The sequence below is a fragment of the Streptomyces sp. NPDC091279 genome (genome assembly GCF_044757465.1).
GTDB lineage: Bacteria > Actinomycetota > Actinomycetes > Streptomycetales > Streptomycetaceae > Streptomyces.
Window position 1 is genome coordinate 884,397 of record NZ_JBIVVA010000001.1, and the last position, 21,554, is coordinate 905,950.

Consider the following 21,554-nt stretch of genomic DNA (forward strand, 5'->3'; position numbering starts at 1 on the left):
TTGCTGCGCGAGAGGCGCGGCCTGCGCGGGGCCCGCCCGGGAGCACACACCCATGTCGGCCCCGCCCGCCGGCTCGTCGCCCCTCACCGTCAAGGGTGATGACGTCCCCGGTGAGGGGGGGCTCGCGGCACAGGCGGCACCTGGCGCGGAACGTGACGGGCACGGCCGGACTGCTGTCACCCTGCGGGTCGGATGTACTCAGCCTCGTGGCCCGTTCCGGCTCTGCGACGGCGCCGTGCCGCCGAAGCGAGCTGTCGTCGTCCGGCTGTCGCCGTCCCGGCCCCGGAGGCCGCCGATATCGGCGACGGCCAGGAGCCGGTCCTTGAAAGTGGGTCGGTGCATCCGCGTCGCGCACGATCACCAGGTCGTCCATGGCAGTGGCTGTTCGCTCGGGCGTTCGTTGCGATCGTGCGGCGGCCATCCGGAGACGGGTGGGTACACGGCTGCGTGGGGCGCGCTCTTTCAAGCCCGGCACGTTCGACCGACGGCTGTCAGGTCTTCGTGTCGGCGGCGCTAGGCGAGGGAGTCCGACGATTCGGGCTGCGGGGCTGAGGACGGGGTGTGCGGGTGGGGGCGGGCTCGGGTGTGGGGGCGGGTGTGGTTGTGGGTGCCGGAGAGGGTTTCGTGGGGGCCCAGGCCCGACGGGTGGCAGCGGACCGCCCTCGCGTAGGCGCCGATCAGCATCAGGCAGCCGATCAGGAAGAGCAGCAGGAAGAACCCCGTGCTGGTGGTCAGGGCGGAGGACACACCCTGGTTGCCCATCACGCTCGCCGTCTCGAACAGCGCGGAGGTGTCGGTCGACGAGCCGGAGCGGTCGACGAGTTCCGGGCCGACGGTCAGGCTCGTGAACGCGGCGGCGGGGATCGCTCCCGCGATGACCACGAGCGGGGGACTGAGCACCGCCGCGCGAAGGGCGAGGGCGCGGAGGCGCGGGCGTTCGCCCTCCGCCGTGGCCAGCCGCAGCAGCAACAGATGCTTGCCCGGCGTCGCGCCGGTCCGCCACGGGATGACGACGAACCACAGGGCGAAGGCGGCCGGCGGCCCCCACAGCACCGCCAGCGAACCGGGCACGACGTCGGCGATCACGCCGACACCGCCGATCAGCAGCTGGATGCCCGTCACATCCACCAGCAGCGCGACGAAGCGGCGGCCGATGGGCACCCTGCCGACGGTCAACGCCTCGTCGTCCAGGGCTTCCAGGGCAGGCAGCGCCCGTGCCAGAGGCCCGGCGACCGCCCACCCCAGGGCGGCGCCCGCCGTGTTGACCACGAGATCGTCGACGGCGAAGAGTCGGTAAGGGCAGTCGTAGAGGCCCCACAACCCGCTGTACTGGGTCAGTTCGAAGAACAGCGACCCCGCGAACCCAGCCGCCGTGGCCGCGACGGCCCCCCGGCGGAAGTGGATGCGTACGAGCACCCCGAGCGGCAGCAGCAGGATCAGGTTGAACACCGTCTGCCAGAAGGCCGAGTTGTACAGGACCAACGCGTCGACGGCGACGCGATGGTGCGCCTCCTTCCAGAGGTCGGAGACGACGACACCCGGTGTGAGCTGGGGTTCGGCGAAGGTCGGGAACGCCTTGCAGACGTTGGTCGACGGCTTCGGCAACGGCACGATCGTCATGCAGAAGGCGGTCAACGCGTAGTACATGCCGCCGTACAGCGACAGCACCCGCCAGCGGGTCATCACACCGTGCCGCCGGTAGAGGACGATCGCCATCGGCACGAACGTCAGGAGAGCCAACAGGGGGAAGAGCAGCGCGGCCGTACCGATCGGCAGCAGGTAGGCGTCCGTCATGCCGGCCGTGCCCCGATCGACAGCCCTGCGGGGGCGAACGTACGGCCGTGGCCGGCCGGCGGGGCGGGAGGCCTCGCGCCGAACGCGGTCACCGTCCCCTGCGCTGCGGCGGACAGGTGGCTCTTCATCAGCGGGTACTCGGTGGTTCTCACGGCAGGCTCCAGCCAGTGGGGGAGGACGTGGTCGATGGCGTCACGGAAGGACGGAAGTGGGGGAGTGCAGCCAGGCGGCCGTGAACCTGCCCCGCCCGGCGATACGGAACTGCACCTTCCGCCAACACCATTCCACTAGTCGACTAGTGGAATCATCGTGAACCATCGATCGCGAACCTGTCAAAACCCCGGCCCGGCAAGGCCGTTCGGCTTGGAATCGGCGCTCCGATCGGCGCGTTGGTCACCGAGCAGGTCTGCCCAACTGCCGTTCGATGTAGGTGAGGTGGTGGTGAGGTGGTGGTAGGGCCGCAGCCGGTCGGGCAGCGGCCCTACCGGGCGCGATGCGGTGGTGGGGGCTAGCCCAGGTCGAAGGTGTTGGGCAGGCCCAGCCGGTAGCGCAGCTCGTCGACCCGCTTCAGGGGTTCCATCTCCGGTGGCCGGAACAACTCCCAGATGTGGCACCGCTCGGCGTCCGAGCCGTCCGCGTCCAGGAGCGCGTTGACGGCGCGTCGTGCGGACTCGTTGGCGCCCTCCATGGTCGCCAGGTCCACATCCGTGCGGACGTAGTCGCCCGCGAGGAAGAAGTTCGGCACCGCCGTCCTCGCCGACGGCCGGTGATAGAGGGTGCCGGTGGGATGGATGAGGAGCTGCTCGCGGTTGTGCGGATCGGGGCCGCCGAGGCCCGTCACCGCCGGGTCCATGAACCAGCCGAGCCGGTCCTCGTCCCTCAGCGTCGTCTTGCCGGAGTCGTTCAGACCGTCCTTCAACTGGGCCCACAACTCCGCGACGATCTCGTCCTTGGTGCACTCGCGAGCCGTCTTGCCGTACAGGATGCCGGGCTTGTCCCACTCGGAGATGACCGTGGACAGACACTCGCGGGCCTGCCCGTCGCCGTAGTCGCCCGAGAAGTCCCGCACGTCCCAGAACTGCGACTGGCCGATCCCGGTGACCGCCCACGGCGAGTCGAGGCAGTTGATGTGCCCGTGCACGACCGGGGTGGGCGTGCGCAGGTAGAACATCACCCCGGTCATCCAGTCCGTCTTCAGCTCGTCGCACCGCCCGAGCTGCGGGTCGGCGGCGCGCAGGGCCCGGCCCCAGGTCAGGCGCGCGTGCTCGACAGGGAGCGCGGAGACGTAGTGGTCGGCGGTGACGGTGCGCTGCCGGCCGCCGTCGCGCGCCGCCACCCGGGCGCCGGTCACCCGGCCGCCGTCGTACAGCACCTCCCGGACCTCGGTGCCGAGCACGAACTCGACGCCCAGGGACCGCAGATGCCTCTCCCAGGGGTCGATCCACGCCTCGCTGGTCGGGGCGTTCAGCACCCGGTCGATGTCCGCGTCGCCGTCCATGCCCCGGCCGAGCAGACCCCACAGGAGGAGGGCCTCGATGATGACGCGGCCGACGGTGCGGGTGGAGGCGATCTCGGCGCGGGTGGCGACGAGGTTACGGGTCTGGCCGATGCCCAGGAGCACCTGGTACTCGCGGCTCATCTCACCGGCCCGGATGAAGTCCCACCACGTGACCTTCTCCCACTCGTCCTCGCGGCGAGCGTCGCAACTCGTGAGGTGGACCAGGAGCCGGCCGGCGAAGTAGGCGGCCTCATGCGCGGGCAGATGCGTGGCGAGATCGAGGACCGACAGGACCTGGTCACGAATCCAGGACGCGGTGAGGTCACCGGCTGCGGGCGGGGTGGTGACCCGGCGGAGCGGGAAGTGCAGGTCCGGGCGGCCCGACCCGCGCGCGAACAACGCCTCGGTGCCGCTGCGGAGGTTGCCGTGCACGCCGTTCGCGTTGCCGGGGAAGGGGATGCGGCGCATGGTGTCCGGCAGATTCCGGTAGAAGCCGGGGAAGAAACGGAAGCCGTGCTCGCCGGGCAGCGGCCTGCGGCCGCCCGTTCCGGTCCCGGGAACGTCCATGGAGCGGGCCTTGCCGCCCAGGGCGTCGTAGTACTCGTAGACGGTGACCTCGTAGCCGCGTTCGGCGAGTTCATGGGCGGCGCTGAGGCCGGAGACGCCACCGCCGAGGACGGCGACGCGCTTGCCGGAGGCGGCCGCGGCCGCGGTGTCTGCGGCCCCTAACGCGCCGAGCGTTCCCGCGCCGACGACTCCGGCGGCCGATCCTCCGGTCGCTTTCAGGAAGCGTCTACGGCTGTGCCCGTCGTGCCCCTGGGGCTGCTGCGCGTGTTCTGTTGTCATGAGGCCCTGAGAGTAGGGAGGGGCCCTGGAAGCCGACAGCCGTTTCCCCGGTCACTTACAGCATCCTCACAATCACAGGGAGGTGGGGATTCGGGCGGGCCTCCGCCAAAGCCACCGGCCGCCTCCTTGCGCCGGGTGGGGTGGCGGCGGGGTGGAGGTCGGCGGTGGCTGGGGCAGGGCCGGGTGGGTCAGGCGCTGCGGAGGCGGGAGATCATTCCGTCGAGGTCGGCCTTGAAGAGGTCGGGGCGGACGAAGTGACCGCCGGGCACCTCGTGAAACTCGTGCGCGATGTTCGCCTTGCCGAGCAGACCCCGGAACTCCCGCTGCCCGGCGAGCACTTGGGTCTCGTTGGCCGTGTCGAACCAGCTGACCGGGTCGGGACTCGTGCCGGCCACCAGGAAGACGCGCTTGTTGCGGTAACTCTCGATGCGCTCCACCGGGTTGTCGGCGGTCACCCTGGCCTCGTCCCACAGCGGCGCCCCGTAGATGGTGCCGCCGCCCAGATCCAGGGTGGCCGAGGACACGTTGGCCCAGTGGACGACCAGACCCGAGTCACGGCGCAGGCTCGCCGGGCCGGAGTGGGCGCTCACCGAGGCGAAGTGGCCGTAGTACTTCGCCGCGTACTTCAGCGCGCCGAAGCCACCCATCGAGAACCCGGCGACCGCGCGGCCGTTGTACTCGGCGAACGTGCGGAAGTTCGCGTCGATCCACGGGATCAGCTGGGCGATGTGGAAGGTCTCCCAGTTGCGGGCGCCGGAGTTGGAGCTGACCGGGTTGGAGTACCAGCCCGCGTGACCGCCGTCGGGCATCACGACGATGACCGGCTTGCCCGCGGTCCAGCTGCGGATGCCCAGGCGGTCGAACGTGGTGAAGTCCTGGTCCGAGCCGCCGCCGTGGAACACGTAGACCACCGGGTAGGAACGGCCGCTGGTGGCGTAGCCGTCGGGGAGCAGGACGTTGACGCCGGGGTTCCAGCCGATCGCGTCGGTCTGGAACCGGTAGTACTTCATGCGGGCGTCGGACTCGTTGTGCTCCACGATGTGCAGCCCGAAGCCGTCGCCGGCGGCGCTGGCCGCCGTGGCCGTGGCGAGGACGCCTCCGGTGCCGAGCGCCAGCGCGGCGGAGACGCCGCCCGCGGTCTTCAGGACGTTCCTGCGGGTGGGGTGGTGCTTGCTCAAGACGACCTCCTGGTCGGAAAGGGCAGTGAACAGGTGAACAGGTGCCACAGGGCGATCCCGTTCCGGAAGAGCTGGAACCGTCCGCCGAGCGAGGAGTCCTCCTCGGCGCGGACCGGCGGGCCGGGCGGACCCCCGGCGCCGCCCACATTCCGTGCGGGACAAGGGCGTTGGAGGACGACCGGGGTCAGAACCAGCTCTGGTACGGGGTGTCGTTGCACGGCCAGGTACGGAAACCCAGCGAGCTGTCGTCGACGCACCGCAGGGTCGCCTGGTTCTGGAAGCGGACGGTGCCGTCGGCGAAGACCTTGACCCACCAGCTCTGTGCCGGGCTCGAACCGCACGTGCCCACGGTGCGGAAACCGTCGTCGCTGTCCTCGACGCAGCGGCCGGTGCTGACGTTGCGCAGCTGGCGCGTTCCGTCGCCCCACACCTTCACGTCCCACAGCTGCGGGCCGCTGCCGTTGCAGCTCCACGTCCGGAACCCGGCATCGGTGTCGTCCATGCAGCGGCCCGTGGCCTGGTTGCGGAAGCTCTGGGTGGCGTCGGCGGCCCGCGCGGCGGAGGCGGAGTCGTTCGCGGAGGCAAGGGCGGTGTCGGTCGTCACGGCCAGGACGACGAGGGCGAGGGCCCCGCCGATCAGATGGGAACGCATGCCGAGCATGAGCTTCTTTCTCCTCCTTGAGGTGGGTGTCGTTCGCCGGGCCGACTGCCGGACCGCCCGGCTGGACACCGGGAACGCTTCGGAGCGACGCCTCGGGGCGCGAGCGTCGGCGCTCAGGGAGATCCCGGTCCGCGCAGTCCCGGCAGCCGTCCTCGGCGCTGAACACAGGCAGCGGGCCGGGCAGTTCGCGCGTGGCATGCGACCAGGTCGGCGCGGACACCCGGCTGTCGGCAGCAGCCCTGCCCACGCCGTCGTGGTCCGTCTGGCTCGCATGGAACTCTCCCCCCGCCGCACGCACCGCGGCGCCCGCGTTTGCTGTTCTGATTTGCCAACCGTGGTGCACACCGCTGCAATAGCGATGAAATTCTGGTGATCCACGGGGAAAGGGGCCGCACGGCCATGGGGGAGTCGCAGGAGCTGCGGGTTGTTCTACTCGGCCCCGTGCAGGCGTGGCGGGGCGACCGGGAGGCGGTGGTCGGCCCGCCACGCCGCAAGGCGGTGCTGGCGGCGCTGGTGCTGCGCGGCGGCCGGCTGGTCAGCCACGAGCAGTTGATCGACGGCGTGTGGGGCGACCAGCCGCCGCCGACGGGGCGACGCGTGCTGCCCAGCTATGTCTACGCGCTGCGGCAGGCCCTGGACCTGCCGGGCGCGGGGCAGGACGGATCGGTGATCCGCGGCGGATCGGGCGGCTACCGGTTCGCCGCACCGGTCCGCCTCGACACCACGCGCCTCACCGAACTCACCACGGAAACAAGCCGGTTGCTCGCTGCCGATGATGTCTCGGGTGCCCTCGGCTCCGCCGAGCAGGGCCTGCGCCTGTTCCGCGGGGAACCGCTCGCGGGGCTGCCCGGGCCGTACGCGCTCGGAGAACGTCAACGGCTGCTGATGGAGCGCCGGTCCCTGCGGCACCAGCGCCTCGCATGTCTGCTCCGGCTCGGCCGCGGCAGCGAGGTCCTCGCCGACCTGGCCTCGCCGGAGGCCGCCCACCCGCTGGACGAACCGGTGCTGGCGCTGAAGATCCGGGCGCTGTACGGCACGGGCCGACAGGGAGAGGCGCTCGCCGCGTACGAGGCGCTGCGCCGACGGCTGCGGGACGAACTGGGAACGGTCCCGTCCGCCGCCCTGCGCGACCTGCACGCGGCGGTGCTCCGCCACGACGACACGGCCGTCCTCGGCCGCCCGGCCACCGCAGGCGGCCCCGTCTTCCCGGATGCGACGCCCGCCGCGAAGCCCCCCGCCCCCGCCTCGCGGCGCCCCGGGGCATCGCCGCTCCAGACCCGGGCGCGGCGCACGGTGAACGAACTCCCTGGCAGCGCGGGCACGTTGATGGGCCGCGCGGCGGAGGTCGCCGCGCTCACCGCGCCCGCTCCCGCCGATGCCGTGACCGTCGCGACGGTGGACGGGCCCGCCGGGGTCGGCAAGACCTCGCTGCTGGTCCACGCCGCGTGGACGCTCCGCCCCCGGCACCCGGACGGCGTCCTCTTCGTCGACCTGCTCACCCACCACTCACCGGCGGACGACCGCCCCGTCATGAAGGGACTGCTCCAACGGCTGCTGCGCACACTCGGCACCGCCGACGCGGACCTCCCCCAGGACCGCGACAACCTGATCGCCGCGTGGCGCGACCTCACCAGCGGGCTGCGGCTGCTGCTCGTTCTCGACGACGTGAAAAGCGCCGCGCAGGTGCGGTCGCTGCTGCCCGCCGGGCCGGGCAGCCAGGTGCTGGTGGCGGGGCGGCACCGGCTGACCGGCCTGGACGCGGACCGGTGCGTGAGCCTGGAACCGTTGCCGACCACCGACTCGATCGGCCTGCTGCGGCGCCTGATCGGCGAGGCACGCACCGACGCCGACCCCGAGGCGGTCACCGACCTGGCGCGACTGTGCGGGGGCCTGCCGCTGGCCCTGCGGATCGCGGGCGCGCGCCTGCAACACCGGCCGTCGTGGTCGCCGTCGCATCTGGCGGCGCGGATGGCGCGCGAGGAGCGGAGACTGGGCGAACTGAGCGCCGGGGACCGCAGCGTGGAGGCGGCGTTCCACATGTCCTACGAGCAGTTGAGCGAGGCCAGGCAGCGGGCGTTCCGGCTGTTGGGGCATGCGCCGACACCGGAGTTCGACGCGTGGACGCCGGCCGTGATGCTCGGGGTGGGCGTCGACGAGGCGGAGACCATGCTGGAGGAGCTGTACGACGCGAGCCTGATGCTGCAACCGGGCCCGGGACGCTACCGCCTCCACGACCTCGTACGGGTCCACGCCCGGAAGCTGGCCGACGCCCACCCCGAGGAGACGGCCCGGGCCCGCCGTCAGGTACTGGAGCTGTACGTCCAGGCGGGCCGTCTCACCGGGGACGACGGCCGGGCGGCGGACGGGCAGCGGCGGTGGTTCGAATCCGCGCGGGACGCGGCACGCTGGCTGGACGCGGCCGGTGCGGACCTGGCGGACGTACCGCGATACGCGGCCGCACACGGTGAGGACGTCCTGACGGCACACCTGGGCGTCGCCCTGCGGGACTACTTCCTCCACCGCGACCGCTACGACGAGGGCCGCACGGCACTGACCACGGCGCTGAGCGCGGCGGAACGCAGCGGAGAGCCGTCGTTGCAGGTCATGGCGGCGGTGTCGCTCGGGCTGCTGGACTACCAACAGGGCCGCTTCGCGCAGGGCGGCGACTGGTTCCGGCGCGCGGTGGAGTCCGCCCGCGCGAGCGACGACGCGACGATGGCGGCCCGGCCTCTGACGGCTCTGGCCGCCCAGGACTTCTTGCAGGGGCGGTACGACAGGGTGACGGCGACGACCGACGAGGTGCTGCCGGTCCTGGAGCGGACCGACGACGCGTGGGGGGTGTCGCTGGCCCTGGCGCTGCGGGCGATGAGCCGGTTCCAGCAGGGCGAGGTGGCCGCGTCGTTCGCGGACGCGCGCGGGGCGCTCGCCGCAGCGGAACGCAACGGCCGTCCGATACCGATCAGCCAACGTCTCCTCTCCCTCGCCGACGCGCACATGGCGCTCGGTGAACGGGCCGAGGCGCGGGCGGTGCTGCTGCGCGGTGAGGCGCTGGTCCGGGAGGCCGGTGACGCGCTGGTGCTGGCGTTGACGCTGACCCGGCTGGGGTCGGTGGCGGAGGACCTCATGGAGGCGGAACGCCGCCATCACCAGGCGTTGGCGCTGCACGAGGGCATCTCACCGCGTTCCGAGCCGCACCGCACGCGCCTGGAGATGGAGATCCGGCGCCGCCTGGGGCTGTCCTACGCGGCGGCAGGCGAACGGGAGCGGGCCCGACACGAGTTCCGAACGGCACTGGCCGTCGAGCGAGCGGCCGAACACCCGGAGTTGCAGGAGCTGTTGCGGGCCTCGCTGGCAGAGACGGAGGCAGAGGCGGAGGGGGAGGAGGGGGAGTGAGTCGACGTCACCGGCTGGACGCGCCGGGCGTCACGGTGGGCCAGTTGCGCCGGCCCGGCCCCCATCGGGAACGTCGGCGTTGTCGGCCGGTCGGCTCGTGGATCGTGGCCGATCGGGCAGGGGCGGTGGCCGGTCGGCCGACGTGCCGGGGTGGGCTGCTCACCTAGCGTCGGGGCAGACGGGTTCGGGGATCGCCGTTCGCAACTCGTCGTGCGTGAACAGCAGTTCACCGCCCACCGCTCAGCAACAGAAGGGGACCCCGTGACGAGAGAGCGACCGACGCCCGCCGTGACCGCCGACGCCGAGGACGTGCCGCGCTACGAGTTCGAGTCCGACGTCACGGACCTGCTGGCGCGGACGGCACGCCGCGCGGTGCGGCTCGCATCCGGGACGACGGGGACGGAGCACCTCCTCTTCACCCTGGTGCGCGGCGACACGGAGGCCGGTGCCGCGCTGGCGCCGGGCCTCAGCGACGCGGGTGCGCTGAGCGGACTGGTGGCCGGCCGCGCGGGCGGCGTGTGGGTTCATCACGACGACGCCGACGACGCAACGGCGGTGACCCCGGCGGACGAGGCCGAGGTCAGCGCGGCCTGGCGGGAGGCGCGGTGGCTCGCCGCCCCGTCCTCCTCCGGTGCGCTGCCGGACGGTCGGACGGACTGGCCCGAGCCCTCCGGCGCGCTGCGCGGCTGCCTGCTGCGGGCCCTGCGCCGGGCGCGCGAGGAAGGCACCCCCGGGGTGCGTACCCGGCACGTGGCCCGGGCCCTGCTCGACCTTCCCGGCAGCCGGGCCGTGGAGGCGCTGACGCTGCGGCGCGTGGACCGGGCGGGTGCGGCCGCCGCACTGGACGCACAGGCCGCCACCGAGGCCGGACCCGAGCTGCGGACCCTCGAACTGCTGCGCAGGGCAGGGCTGTTGGGCGAGCGGGGGACCTGGTGGGCCAGGGCCCTGGTGTCGTGGACGAGCCGGACGAGCGGTGACGGGACGCCGGTCCTGTTCACCATCGGTCGGGAGGCGCGCCGCCAGGCGGTGCGGTGCGGCCGACGCGTGGCCGAGCCGGTCGATCTGCTTCTGGCGATCCACGCACTGGACCGGGCGCTGACCGTCGCCGGACGGACCCTGCCCGAGGACGTACGGACCGCCAACTCCGCCGCCGCGCTGATGCGTTCGCACGGTGTCCAGCCGGGTGCGCTGCTCGTCGCCGCCACCGAGACCGAACCGGCGCCGGTGACCGCCGAGGTGCCGTTCTCCGCCGGGACCGAGCGCGTGATGGGCGCGGCCCGCCTGCTGGCCGCCGAGCACAACGCCCGAACCGTCGGCACCGTGCACCTGTTGGCCGCGCTGCTCGACGACGCCGCCGCCGACGCCGACGCTGACCCGGACGTGGACAGGGGCGGTGCGGGAGACGCGGACGGTTCCCCGGTCGCGCGGCTGCTGCGCCAACAGGGTCTGGACACAGCGGAGTTGAGCAGGCAGCTCGGTTCGCGACTGGGCGCGTGACGCCGAGGGCCCGTTGGCGGCCCGTCGGGGGCAGAGGGTGCAGTGGCCGTCGCGGTCCGGGGGAGCGGGGTTCGGTCCGGGCTCCCGGCCCCCGCATGATGGTGACCGAACAGGCCAGGTCAACGGAGGGAAGCGGTCGTGTCGCAGGTGCTCGAACGAGTGCGACGGGCGGTCATACGCGAGGCCCTGACGGAACGCGCCGCTCTGCGCGCCGCCCCGCGCCGCACGGTGGTCACCGAAGCCGCCGCGAGCCTGCTCGTGGCCGCCGTCGCCCTGCTGCCGTTGCTGGCGGTGCACCCGACCCGGCCGGTCCTCGCGGTGCTGGAGGGATGCTGGGCGGCGCTGCTGGTCCCGGTACGCCACCGTCGGCCGGTCCTGGCCGTCCTGGGCACCGCTGCGCTGCTCGTCGGCGACAACGTGTGGACGATGCTGGCGATCCCGCTGATCGTGCTGTCCGCCACCCGGAACATCACCCCGGCCCGCCGAGCGTGGCACAGCGTCCTGGCGACCTGCGCGGGCGCCCTGACCCTGGCCCTCCTCATCGGCCTGCGCGCACCCCGCGCCCTGCCCGAGGAGGTGGGCGGCACCGCGCTGTCCGCGCTCCTCCTGCTCGTCCTCCCGGCGCTGTCCGGGACGCTGCTCGGCCGCCGACGCCCGCTGGTCAGACTGCTGCGTGAGCGCAACGCCTATCTGGAACAGGCCCGTTCCCTGACCGCCGCCACCGCGCGCCTGGAGGAGCGGGCCCGGATCGCCGGGGAGATGCACGACCTGCTCGGCCACCGGCTGAGCCTGATCTCGGTGCACGCGGGGGCGCTCGAACTGTCCGCCGCCCGGCACGCACCGCCGTTGGCCGGGCAGGCCGAACTCCTGCGCACCACCGCCGGTTCGGCGATGGAGGAACTGCGCGAGATCCTCGACGTGCTGCGCAGAGCGGAGGTCACCGAGCCGTCCCCACAAAGCGACCGGGGTACCCGCGAGGACATCGCGGCCCTGGTCGCCGAGGCGCGCGGGGCCGGTGTCACCGTCGACCTCGCCTGGTCAGGACCGGACACGGCCGACGCGGGCCCGCGCACCCGGCAGGCGATGCACCGCGTCGTGCGCGAGGCGCTGACCAACGTCCTGAAGCACGCGGCGGGAGCACCCACCCGGGTCGATGTCCACAGCGCCGACGGCCGCGTCGAGGTCTCGGTCACCAACGAAGCGCCCCGCACGCCGGTTCACCCCCTGGTCGGCAACCACAGCGGGCTGGCCGGCCTCGACGAGCGGGTCCGGCTGCTCGGCGGGTCGTTCACCGCGGGCCCGGCACCGACGGGCGGATTCCGCGTCGCCGCCAGACTGCCGTGCACCCCGGCCGGGACAACGACGCCGGACGGCACGTCAACACCGGTCGGGACGACAACGCCGGTCGGGACGACAACGCCGGTCGGCGCAGCGGCAGTTGACCCAGCGGGCGACCCCGCGCCCTCGCTCTCCGACCCAGCGCCCCCGCTCTCCGACCCCGCCTCCCCGCCGACCCGTGCCGTTTCCCCGTCCCTCGGCCTCACAGACCCCACGGGCGCCGAGGCCTACGCGCCGTTGTCCGCCGAGGCGTTGACCTGGCCGAGGGTGCTGGGCGCGGGGTGCGCGGCCGTGTGCGTGGGGCTGCCGACGGTGGCGTCCCTGGTCGTTCTGCTGGCGCTGGCGATCCTAAGATGAGGGGATGATCCGAGTCCTCATCGCCGACGACGAGACCCTGATGCGCGCCGGAATCCGGCTGATCCTGGAGAACGCCGACGACATCGAGGTCATCGCGGAGGCGGCGGACGGCCATCAGGCGGTCGCGGCCTGCCGTGGCCAGGACGTCGACGTGGCACTCCTCGACATCCATATGCCCGGCAAGGACGGCATCGCGGCCGCCGAGGACATCGCCCACGCCTCCCCGCGCACCCACGTGGTGATGCTGACGGCCTTCGGTGAGGAGCAGAGCGTCACGCGCGCCCTTCGCGTGGGCGCGACCGGCTTTCTCCTCAAGGACACCGGCCCCGCCGAACTGATCCGTTCGGTGCGGGTCGCGGCCAACGGCGACCCGGTGCTGGCCCCGCGGATCACCCGTCGGCTGCTGGAACGGCATGTACTGTCCGGGCCCGACACCGACGCCGCCCAGCGCCGCACCGAGCACCTCACCCCGGCCGAACGGGACGTGCTGAAGCTGCTCGGCACCGGCCTGTCCAACACGGAGATCGCGGACCGGCTGCACATCAGCGCGAGCACCGTCAAAGCGCACATCAGCCGCATCCTCACCCGCACCGGCCGCACGAACCGCGTCCAGCTCGCCGTCCTGGCCCACGACGCCGGACTGCTCACCGACTGAGACACGAGCGGGCCCACCCCGGTAGCGCGCCCGCTCTCCGCCGAGCGGCTCGGGACCAGCGTGAGCTACGGTGCCAAGGTCTCCGACGTCCGGAGTCCAGCCTCGCTGCTGACCTCCGATGCGCTGAACTCCCTTGAAATCCGGTGGACTGAGGACATGACGGCACGCAGGACAGATAGGGGCGGCAGGGCGCGCGGCGGGCCCGTGTCGATCCGGCGGGCCACCGCGAAGGACGCCAAACGGCTCACCAGGCTCGTCCAGCGCTCCAGCGCGTACGAGGGCGAGTACGCCCCGATGATCGCCGGGTACCGGGTGGGCCCCGACTACATCGAGACCCACCAGGTCTTCGTGGCCGTCGAGGACGCCGACCCGGGCGCCGACACCTCCGACACCTCCGGCAGCGCGGGCGGTCGGCTGCTCGGCTTCTACGCGCTGGTGCTCGTGCCACCGGAGCTGGACCTGATGTTCGTCGCCGACGACGCGCAGGGCCGGGGCATCGGCCGTCAGCTCGTCGCGCACCTGAAGGAGCAGGCGCGCGCTGCCGGGCTCGCCAGCGTGCGGGTCGTCTCCCACCCGCCGTCCGAGGGCTTCTACCTCAGCGTGGGCGCACGCCGGACGGGCACCGTGGCCGCGAACCCGCCCGCCGTCCTGTGGGACCGGCCCGAACTGGTCATTCCCCTCACGTGACGCGGCCCCGCAGCAGGTCGAGCGCCAGCAGGGCCACGTGGAGTTCGGTGCGCTGTTCGCCGGATTCGAGGTCGCGCTCCAGGAGCCGTTCGATGGTGCGCAGACGCTGGTAGACGGTCTCCCGGGACAGGCCGCCCCGGCGCGCGGTGGCCGTCTTGTTGCCCGCCGCGTCGAGATAGTGCCGCAGCGTCGTCAGCAGGTCGCTGCCGTGCCGGGTGTCATGGTCGATCAGCCGGCCCACCTGCCGTTCCGCGTACTCCTGGACGCGGGTGTCCGAGCGGAGCGCGTACAGCAGATGGCGCAGGCCGACGTCGGACAGTTCGTGGAAGGAACGGTCCGGCGGGAGGGGGCGGCCGGGCGGGGTGGCCTCGGCGACGCGGGCCGCCTCGCGGAAGGAACGGGCGGTGTCGGCGAGGTCGGTGACCTCCGGGCCGACGCTCACGACGGCGCGCGGGAGCAGGTCGAGGGCGGTGCGGGCGAGGCGTTCGGCGACGGGACGCCACGGCTGGGAGGGGCGCAGGGCCAGCAGGATGCCGAGGCGGCCGGGGGACAGCGCGCCGATGAGCGTGGGGATGCCCGCGGTGCGCAGTTCCTGGGAGAGGCGGGCCTCCGCTTCGGCGCCGCCCGCACCGCCGTCACGGAGACTCCCGTCACGGACGTCGTCGTCACCGAAACCGTCGTTGGCGAAGTCGCCGTCGCGGAGGTCGCCGTCGCGGAGGTCGACGACGATCGCCAGGAACCGGCTGTCGTCGGTGGGCAGGCCCAGCGCGGCGCACCGGGCGCGGGCGTCCTCGGGGGAGTGATGGCGCTGTCCGGCCAGGTCACGCAGGGCGCTCTGCTGGGCGGTGCGCTCCCAGGGCGTGGCGTGGATGAGGCGGGCGACCGTCAGCGCCATCGCCGTCCGCTCCAGGAGAACGGTGTCTTCCGGGCCGAAGGGCGGTCCGTCGGCGCGGGCCGGGAGCATGACGACCCGGCCCCACCGCTCGCCCTGGTACTCCACCGGCGTGACGAGCCAGCGTTCCGCGCCGGGCGGACCCGGGTGGCCGCCGGGCGGCGTGGCCCTGGAGCGGCGTTCCCAGTCGGTGAGCGCCTCCTCCACGGTGGCGCCGGACGGCTCGCAGATCAGCGCCTGGTGGGCCAGGTTCTCCAGGACGACGGTGCGCCCGCTCATCTCCGACGCCGCCCGCACCACGTCCTGCGCCCCCGCGCCGCGCAGCGTCAGCGCCGTGAACGCCTCGTGTATCCGCTGGCCGCGGCGCATCGCGTCGGTCTGGTTGCCGAGGATGAGGGTGTGGACGACCTGGGTGACCTCCAGGAAGTTGACGTCCTCGGCGAGCGTGATCAGCGGCAGTCCGCGCGCCTCGCAGGCATGGACCAGGGCGTCGGGCGGCCGGTGGTAGCGCCGGACGAGTTCGATGACCAGGGCCGCCGCACCGACGTCGGCGAGTTCGTCGACATAACGGCGCACGTCCGCCGCGCTGTCGGGCAGCGGCATGCCCGTGGTCAGGACCAGTTCGTGGCCCTTGAGGAAGGAGGCCGGGTCCGTCAGCTCCGTGATGTGGACCCAGCGCACCGGCCGGTCCAGACACCCCCCACCGGTGACGACCCGGGGCTGTCCGGCGGCCAGCACCGGCAGCGCCAGGACATCGGCGACGGTGAGCGCGCGCCCGGCCGCGCCGGTGTCCTGCTCGTCCGGCACCCCGGGACGCGGGGCGGGGTGGTGCTCGTTCACGGTGACTCCAGGGGGCGCCCCCGGGGCGAGAGGGACGGAGGGGGAGAGGGAGTGCCTGGTCACTCTGGCAAGCCGCCACTGACCTGCGCAAGAGGAGGTCTCGGGCGGCCCCCCTCGGCCCTGCGGGGGACGCCCCGGCCCCTGGTTGACACAACGTCCGAACACGGCGCCCGCGCCGGACAGTTCACGCGTTGTCGCCCTCCCCGACGGCCTGGATGCTCGGAACAGGGGAGCAGGACATCCAGTTCACGAGAGACAGCCGGGAGACGAACATGACCGCACTGTCACCGCACCTTCGCCAGGCCACGCCCGTCGTGGCGGTCCGGGGCGAGGGCGTCCACCTGGACGGCGAGGACGGCCGCCGCTACCTCGACTTCACCGCCGGCATCGGCGTCACCAGCACCGGGCACTGCCACCCCCGGGTCGTCGAGGCGGCCAGGGAGCAGGCCGGCACCCTCGTCCACGGCCAGTACACGACCGTCATGCACCGGCCCCTCCAGCGACTTGTCGACAAACTGGGTGAGGTGCTGCCGACCGGTCTGGACAGCCTGTTCTTCACCAACTCCGGCAGCGAGGCCGTCGAATCCGCGCTGCGGCTGGCCCGGCAGGCCACCGGCCGCCCCAACATCCTGGTCTGCCACGGCGGCTTCCACGGCCGCACCGTCGCCGCCGCCTCCATGACCACCTCCGGCACCCGCTTCAGGTCCGGGTTCTCCCCGCTGATGAGCGGCGTCGTCGTCACGCCGTTCCCGACGGCCTACCGCTACGGCTGGGACGAGGACACCGCCACCCGCTTCGCCCTCCAGGAACTCGACTACACGCTCCAGACGATCTCCTCGCCCGCCGACACCGCCGCCGTCATCGTCGAACCGGTCCTCGGCGAGGGCGGGTACGTGCCCGCGACCCGCGCGTTCCTGGAAGGGCTGCGGGAACGCGCGGACCGGCACGGCTTCCTGCTCATCCTCGACGAGGTACAGACCGGCGTCGGCCGCACCGGCCGGTTCTGGGGCCACGAGCACTTCGGTGTCACCCCGGACATCCTCATCACCGCCAAGGGCCTGGCCAGCGGCTACCCGCTCTCCGCGATCGCCGCGTCCGAGGCGCTGATGGCCAAGGCCTGGCCCGGCTCGCAGGGCGGCACCTACGGCGCCAACGCCGTCGCCTGCGCCGCCGCCTGCGCCACCCTCGACGTCGTCCGGGACGAGAAACTCGTCGAGAACGCCGAGGCCATGGGCGAACGGCTGCGCCGGGGCCTGGAGACGGTCGCCGCGCGGACACCGGGCATCGGGGACGTGCGCGGCCTCGGACTGATGCTGGCCAGCGAGTTCGTCACCGAGGACGGCGGCCCCGACCCCGACACCGCCGCCCGCGTGCAGCGTGCCGCCGTCGACGAGGGCCTGCTCCTGCTGCTGTGCGGCGCCTGGAACCAAGTCGTCCGGATGATCCCGGCACTGGTGATCGACGAGACGGCGGTGGACGAGGGCCTCGCGGCGTGGGGGAGGGCGGTGGCGGCCGGCACCTCGTCGGGAACGTCCCCGCGATGAACGACGCCCTGAGCGGTCCCGGGGGCGCCCCCGAGGGTGACCCCTTGGCGCGGCTGGTCGCCCGGCTCGCCGAGACGGCTCCCGGGCTGCGTCTGGAGACCGGCCCCGGCACCGGCGCCTGGGCCTACGACGCCTCCAACTACCGGGTCCCGCCCCGCGCGGTGGCCTTCCCCCGGGACGCCGACGAGGTGGGCGCGGTGCTGCGGGCGTGCCGGGAGACCGGCGTGCCCCTCACCGCGCGGGGCGGCGGCACCAGCATGGCGGGCAACGCCGTCGGCCCCGGCGTCGTCCTCGACCTCTCCCGGTCCATGCACCGGGTTCTGGAGATCGACCCGGCCGCCCGCACCGCCCGCGTCGAGGCCGGCACGGTCCTCGACACCCTGCGCACCGCTGCCGCCCCGCACGGCCTCACCTTCGGCCCCGACCCCTCCTCCCACAGCCGCTGCACGATCGGCGGGATGATCGGCAACGACGCCTGCGGGAACCGCTCCGTGCGCCATGGCCGGACCGGCTCCCACGTCGAGGCCCTGGAGATCGTGACCGCCGACGGTGTCCGCGCCGTCGCCGACCACACCGGACTGCACGCCCTCGACCCCGCCGACACGCAGCGCGTCGCCCGCCTCGAAGCGGACGTGCGCCGCCTGATCGACGCCGAACTCGCCCCCATCCGCACCGAGTTGGGCCGCATCCCCCGGCAGGTCTCCGGCTACCAGCTGCACCAGCTGCTGCCCGAGAACGGCTTCGACATGGCCCGCGCCCTGGTCGGCACCGAGGGCTCCTGCGCCGTCGTCACCGCGGCGACGGTCCGCCTGGTGACCCTGCCCGCGGCCTCGGCACTGCTGACCCTCGGCTACGACGATGTCGTCGACGCCGCCGAGGACGTGCCGGAGATCCTGGGCTGGAACCCCACCGCCGTGGAAGGCATGGACGAGGCGATCGTCGCCACCATGCGCGCCCGCCGGGGCCCGGACTCCGTCACCGGACTGCCCGAGGGACACGCCTGGCTCTACGTCGAACTCGACGGCGACGACGAGGCCGAGGTCGCCACCCGCGCCGCCGCACTCCTCGACGTCCTCAAGGCCCGGGGCCGGACGACCGGCGGCCGGGTCGTGGACAGCGCGGCCGAGCGCGCCTGCCTGTGGCGGGTCCGCGAGGACGGCGCCGGACTCGCCGCCCGACTGGTGGACGGCGGCGAGTCCTGGCCCGGCTGGGAGGACGCGGCCGTCGCCCCCGACCGACTCGCCGCCTACCTGCGGGACTTCCGCGCCCTGCTGGCCGCCCACGCACTGACCGGCGTGCTCTACGGCCACTTCGGCGCGGGCTGCGTCCACGTCCGCATCGACTTCGACCTCGCCACCGACACCGGCCGCGCCGCCGCCCGCCGCTTCCTCGGCGAGGCCGCCGCCCTCGTCGTCACCCACGGCGGCACCCTCTCCGGCGAACACGGCGACGGGCGGGCCCGCGGCGAACTGCTGGAGGTCATGTACAGCCGACGGCTGATCCGCGCGTTCGCCGCCTTCAAGGAGGCCTTCGACCCCGACGGGCTGCTGAACCCCGGCATCATCGTCGCCCCGGCCCCCCTCGACGCGGAACTCGCCCTGCACACACCGCAGGTGCGGCCCGTCAGCACCCTGTTCACCTTCCCGCACGACGAGGGCTTCGAGGGCGCCGTACGCCGCTGCGTCGGCATCGGCCGGTGCCGCAGCGACACGGGCGGCGTGATGTGCCCCAGCTACCGGGCCACCGGCGAGGAGAACGACTCCACCCGGGGCCGCGCCCGCCTCCTCCAGGAGATGGCGCGCGGCGAGACCGTCCAGGACGGCTGGCGCTCCACCGAGGTCAGGGACGCCCTCGACCTCTGCCTGTCCTGCAAGGCCTGCTCCAGCGACTGCCCGGTCGGCGTCGACATGGCCACCTACAAGGCCGAGTTCCTCCACCAGCACTACCGGGGACGGATACGGCCGCGCTCCCACTACTCCCTGGGCTGGCTGCCCCTGACGTCCCGCCTCGCCGGATACGTCGCCCGGCCGCTCAACGCGCTGCTGCGCGGGCCGCTCGGCCGACTGCTCGCCCGGCTCGGGGGCGTGACCACCCGGCGCACGATCCCCGCCTTCGCTCCCCGGCGCGCCCTGCGCCGGGTCCTGCGCGAGGCGGAGAGCGGCACACCGGCGAAGGCGCTGTTCTTCGTCGACAGCTTCACCCGCGCCTTCCGCCCGCACGTCGCGGGCGCCGCCCGCCGCGTCCTCGCCGACGCCGGCATCCCCACCACCGCCCGGGACGGCCTGTGCTGCGGCCTGACCTGGGTCAGCACCGGCCAACTGACCGTGGCCCGCACGGTCATGGCCCGCACCGTCGCCCACCTGGACGACGACGGGGACGACCGGCCGATCATCGTCGCCGAGCCCAGCTGCGCCGCCGCCCTCAAGCGCGACGTCCCCGAACTCCTCGGCACCCCGGCCGCCCGGCGCGTCGCCGACCGCGTCCAGACCTTCACCGGCGCCCTCACCGACCTCGCCGCACCCGACTGGAGCCCGCCGCCGCTGCCCGGGGACGTCGTCCTACAGACCCACTGCCACGAGTACGCCACCTTCCAGACCTGCCGCCCCGCCGACCTGCTGCGCCGTTTCGGGGTCCGCGCCGTCGACGAGGCCGAGGGCTGCTGCGGGCTCGCCGGGAACTTCGGCTTCGAGGCACAGCACCACGCCACCTCGCTCGCCGTCGCCGACCTGGCACTGAAGCCCCGGCTCGACCGTGTCGACGACGCCACCGGCACCGTCGTGGTGGCCGACGGCTTCAGCTGCGCCACCCAGATCGACCACCTCGCCGGTGACCGGGGCGTGCGCGCCCTGCACCTCGCGGAACTCCTCGACCCCGCCGCCGTTCGACCAGGAGAGACCTCATGACCGACACCCCCACACAGCTGTTCATCGGCGGCACCTGGGTGGACGCCCTGGACGGCGCCACCCTGCCGGTCGACGACCCCGCGACCGGCGAGATCCTGTGCCGGGTCGCCGACGCGGGCGCCCAGGACGCCCGCCTCGCCGAGGACGCGGCCGTGCGGGCCCAGGAGGAGTGGGCGCGGACGGCACCCCGGGCCCGCAGCGAGATCCTGCGCCGCGCCTACGAGATCCTCCTCGACCGCACCGAGGAACTCGCCCACCTGATGACCTCCGAGATGGGCAAGCCGCTGGCCGAGGCCAGGGGAGAGGTCGCCTACGCGGCGGAGTTCTTCCGCTGGTTCTCCGAGGAGGCCGTCCGCATCGACGGGGGCGGCGGGGTCCTGCCGGACGGGCGCAACCGCATGCTGCTGACCCGCCGCCCGGTCGGCCCCTGCCTGCTGATCACGCCCTGGAACTTCCCGCTCGCCATGGGCACCCGCAAGATCGGCCCGGCGATCGCCGCCGGCTGCACGATGATCCTCAAGCCGGCCCCGCAGACCCCGCTCTCCAGCCTCGCCCTCGCCGCGATCCTCCAGGAGGCCGGGCTGCCGGACGGCGTCCTCAACGTCGTCACCACCTCCCGCGCGGGCGAGGTGTGCGAACCGCTCCTGCGCGGCGGTCGCATCCGCAAACTGTCCTTCACCGGTTCCACCCAGGTCGGGCGGCTGCTCCTCGCCCAGTGCGCCGACGCCGTCGTGCGGACCTCGATGGAGCTGGGCGGCAACGCGCCGTTCATCGTCTTCGACGATGCCGACCTGGACACCGCCGTCGACGGCGCGATGGTCGCCAAGATGCGCAACATGGGCGAGGCCTGCACGGCCGCCAACCGCTTCTTCGTCCACCGGTCGGTGGCCGAGGAGTTCGGGCGCAGGCTGGCCGAGCGCATGGGCGCCCTCGTCGTCGGGCCCGGCACCCGCGACGGCGTCGACGTGGGCCCGCTGATCGACGCGACCGGACGGGCCAAGGTCGAGGAACTGGTCGCCGACGCGGTGGATCGCGGCGCCCAGGTGCTCGTCGGGGGCCGTACCCCCGAGGGGCCCGGCTGCTTCTACCCGCCGACCGTGCTCGCCGACGTCGACGCCGGCAGCCGCCTGATGGAGACGGAGATCTTCGGCCCGGTCGCCGCCCTCCTCACCTTCGAGGACGAGGCCGAGGTCGTCCGCCGCGCCAACGACACCCCCTGGGGCCTCGTCGGCTACCTCTTCACCGAGTCCCTCGACCGGGCCCTTCGCGTCAGCGAACGCCTCGAAGTCGGCATGGTCGGCCTCAACACCGGCCTCGTCTCCAACCCGGCAGCCCCCTTCGGCGGCATCAAACAATCAGGCCTGGGCCGAGAGGGCGGCCGCGTAGGAATAGAAGAGTTCCTGGAATACCAGTACATAGCAGTCCCGGTCCGCTAACCCCAACAGCCCTGCCCGGCAGGCCTGTTACCAAC

The 21,554-nt window shown here is 73.3% G+C and carries 13 protein-coding genes; 8 read left to right on the forward strand and 5 right to left on the reverse strand.

From position 1 onward, the window contains the following. Positions 1 to 513: 513 nt before the first annotated feature. The 4 genes from ACIQOU_RS03770 to ACIQOU_RS03785 all read right to left on the reverse strand — a co-directional run bounded on the left by ACIQOU_RS03770 (position 514) and on the right by ACIQOU_RS03785 (position 5,977). The gene (locus tag ACIQOU_RS03770; RefSeq protein ID WP_401533537.1) at positions 514 to 1,794 is read right to left on the reverse strand and encodes a VanZ family protein; all 1,281 of its coding nucleotides are present in this window, start codon (positions 1,792 to 1,794) and stop codon (positions 514 to 516) included. A 508-nt stretch (positions 1,795 to 2,302) separates the two neighbouring features. After that, positions 2,303 to 4,138 (reverse strand): FAD-dependent oxidoreductase, encoded by a 1,836-nt coding sequence (locus tag ACIQOU_RS03775; RefSeq protein WP_401533538.1) that lies wholly within the window; start codon positions 4,136 to 4,138, stop codon positions 2,303 to 2,305. Positions 4,139 to 4,326: 188 nt separating this feature from the next. After that, on the reverse strand, positions 4,327 to 5,316 hold the full coding sequence (locus tag ACIQOU_RS03780; RefSeq protein WP_401533539.1) for an alpha/beta hydrolase: 990 nt from the start codon (positions 5,314 to 5,316) through the stop codon (positions 4,327 to 4,329). Positions 5,317 to 5,500: 184 nt separating this feature from the next. Continuing rightward, on the reverse strand, positions 5,501 to 5,977 hold the full coding sequence (locus ACIQOU_RS03785) for an RICIN domain-containing protein (RefSeq protein ID WP_401533540.1): 477 nt from the start codon (positions 5,975 to 5,977) through the stop codon (positions 5,501 to 5,503). 399 nt (positions 5,978 to 6,376) lie between these two features. On the opposite strand from ACIQOU_RS03785, the gene ACIQOU_RS03790 reads away from it, so the two are divergent. From ACIQOU_RS03790 to ACIQOU_RS03810, 5 genes are all read left to right on the forward strand, one after another. Next, positions 6,377 to 9,370 carry an AfsR/SARP family transcriptional regulator gene (locus ACIQOU_RS03790; RefSeq protein ID WP_401533541.1) on the forward strand — a complete coding sequence of 998 codons (2,994 nt, stop codon included), beginning with the start codon at positions 6,377 to 6,379 and terminating at the stop codon, positions 9,368 to 9,370. 261 nt (positions 9,371 to 9,631) lie between these two features. Next, a complete protein-coding gene (locus ACIQOU_RS03795) occupies positions 9,632 to 10,867 on the forward strand; it encodes a Clp protease N-terminal domain-containing protein (protein WP_401533542.1) in 1,236 nt (411 codons plus the stop codon). A gap of 138 nt (positions 10,868 to 11,005) precedes the next feature. Further along, entirely contained in the window at positions 11,006 to 12,562 is a 1,557-nt protein-coding gene (locus ACIQOU_RS03800) for a sensor histidine kinase (RefSeq protein WP_401533543.1), read from the forward strand. A gap of 4 nt (positions 12,563 to 12,566) precedes the next feature. Further along, positions 12,567 to 13,217: a response regulator gene (locus ACIQOU_RS03805; RefSeq protein WP_401533544.1), complete on the forward strand. Its 651-nt coding sequence runs from the start codon at positions 12,567 to 12,569 to the stop codon at positions 13,215 to 13,217. Between the two features lie 156 nt (positions 13,218 to 13,373). Continuing rightward, positions 13,374 to 13,904, forward strand: a complete 531-nt coding sequence (locus tag ACIQOU_RS03810) for a GNAT family N-acetyltransferase (protein WP_401533545.1) — start codon at positions 13,374 to 13,376, stop codon at positions 13,902 to 13,904. Here ACIQOU_RS03810 and ACIQOU_RS03815 read toward each other — a convergent pair. Beyond that, a complete protein-coding gene (locus ACIQOU_RS03815) occupies positions 13,897 to 15,636 on the reverse strand; it encodes a PucR family transcriptional regulator (RefSeq protein WP_401533546.1) in 1,740 nt (579 codons plus the stop codon). The genes ACIQOU_RS03810 and ACIQOU_RS03815 overlap by 8 nt on opposite strands. Before the next feature lie 272 nt (positions 15,637 to 15,908). Here ACIQOU_RS03815 and ACIQOU_RS03820 point away from each other — a divergent pair, with 272 nt between their 5' ends. Genes ACIQOU_RS03820 through ACIQOU_RS03830 form a run of 3 tightly spaced genes read left to right on the forward strand, consistent with a single transcriptional unit; the run spans position 15,909 to position 21,519 of the window. Continuing rightward, the gene (locus ACIQOU_RS03820; protein ID WP_401533547.1) at positions 15,909 to 17,180 is read left to right on the forward strand and encodes an aspartate aminotransferase family protein; all 1,272 of its coding nucleotides are present in this window, start codon (positions 15,909 to 15,911) and stop codon (positions 17,178 to 17,180) included. Beyond that, positions 17,177 to 20,083 (forward strand): FAD-binding and (Fe-S)-binding domain-containing protein, encoded by a 2,907-nt coding sequence (locus ACIQOU_RS03825; protein WP_401533549.1) that lies wholly within the window; start codon positions 17,177 to 17,179, stop codon positions 20,081 to 20,083. The genes ACIQOU_RS03820 and ACIQOU_RS03825 overlap by 4 nt, the downstream gene beginning before the upstream one ends. Continuing rightward, on the forward strand, positions 20,080 to 21,519 hold the full coding sequence (locus ACIQOU_RS03830; RefSeq protein ID WP_401533550.1) for an NAD-dependent succinate-semialdehyde dehydrogenase: 1,440 nt from the start codon (positions 20,080 to 20,082) through the stop codon (positions 21,517 to 21,519). The genes ACIQOU_RS03825 and ACIQOU_RS03830 overlap by 4 nt, the downstream gene beginning before the upstream one ends. The last annotated feature ends 35 nt before the right edge of the window (positions 21,520 to 21,554 follow it).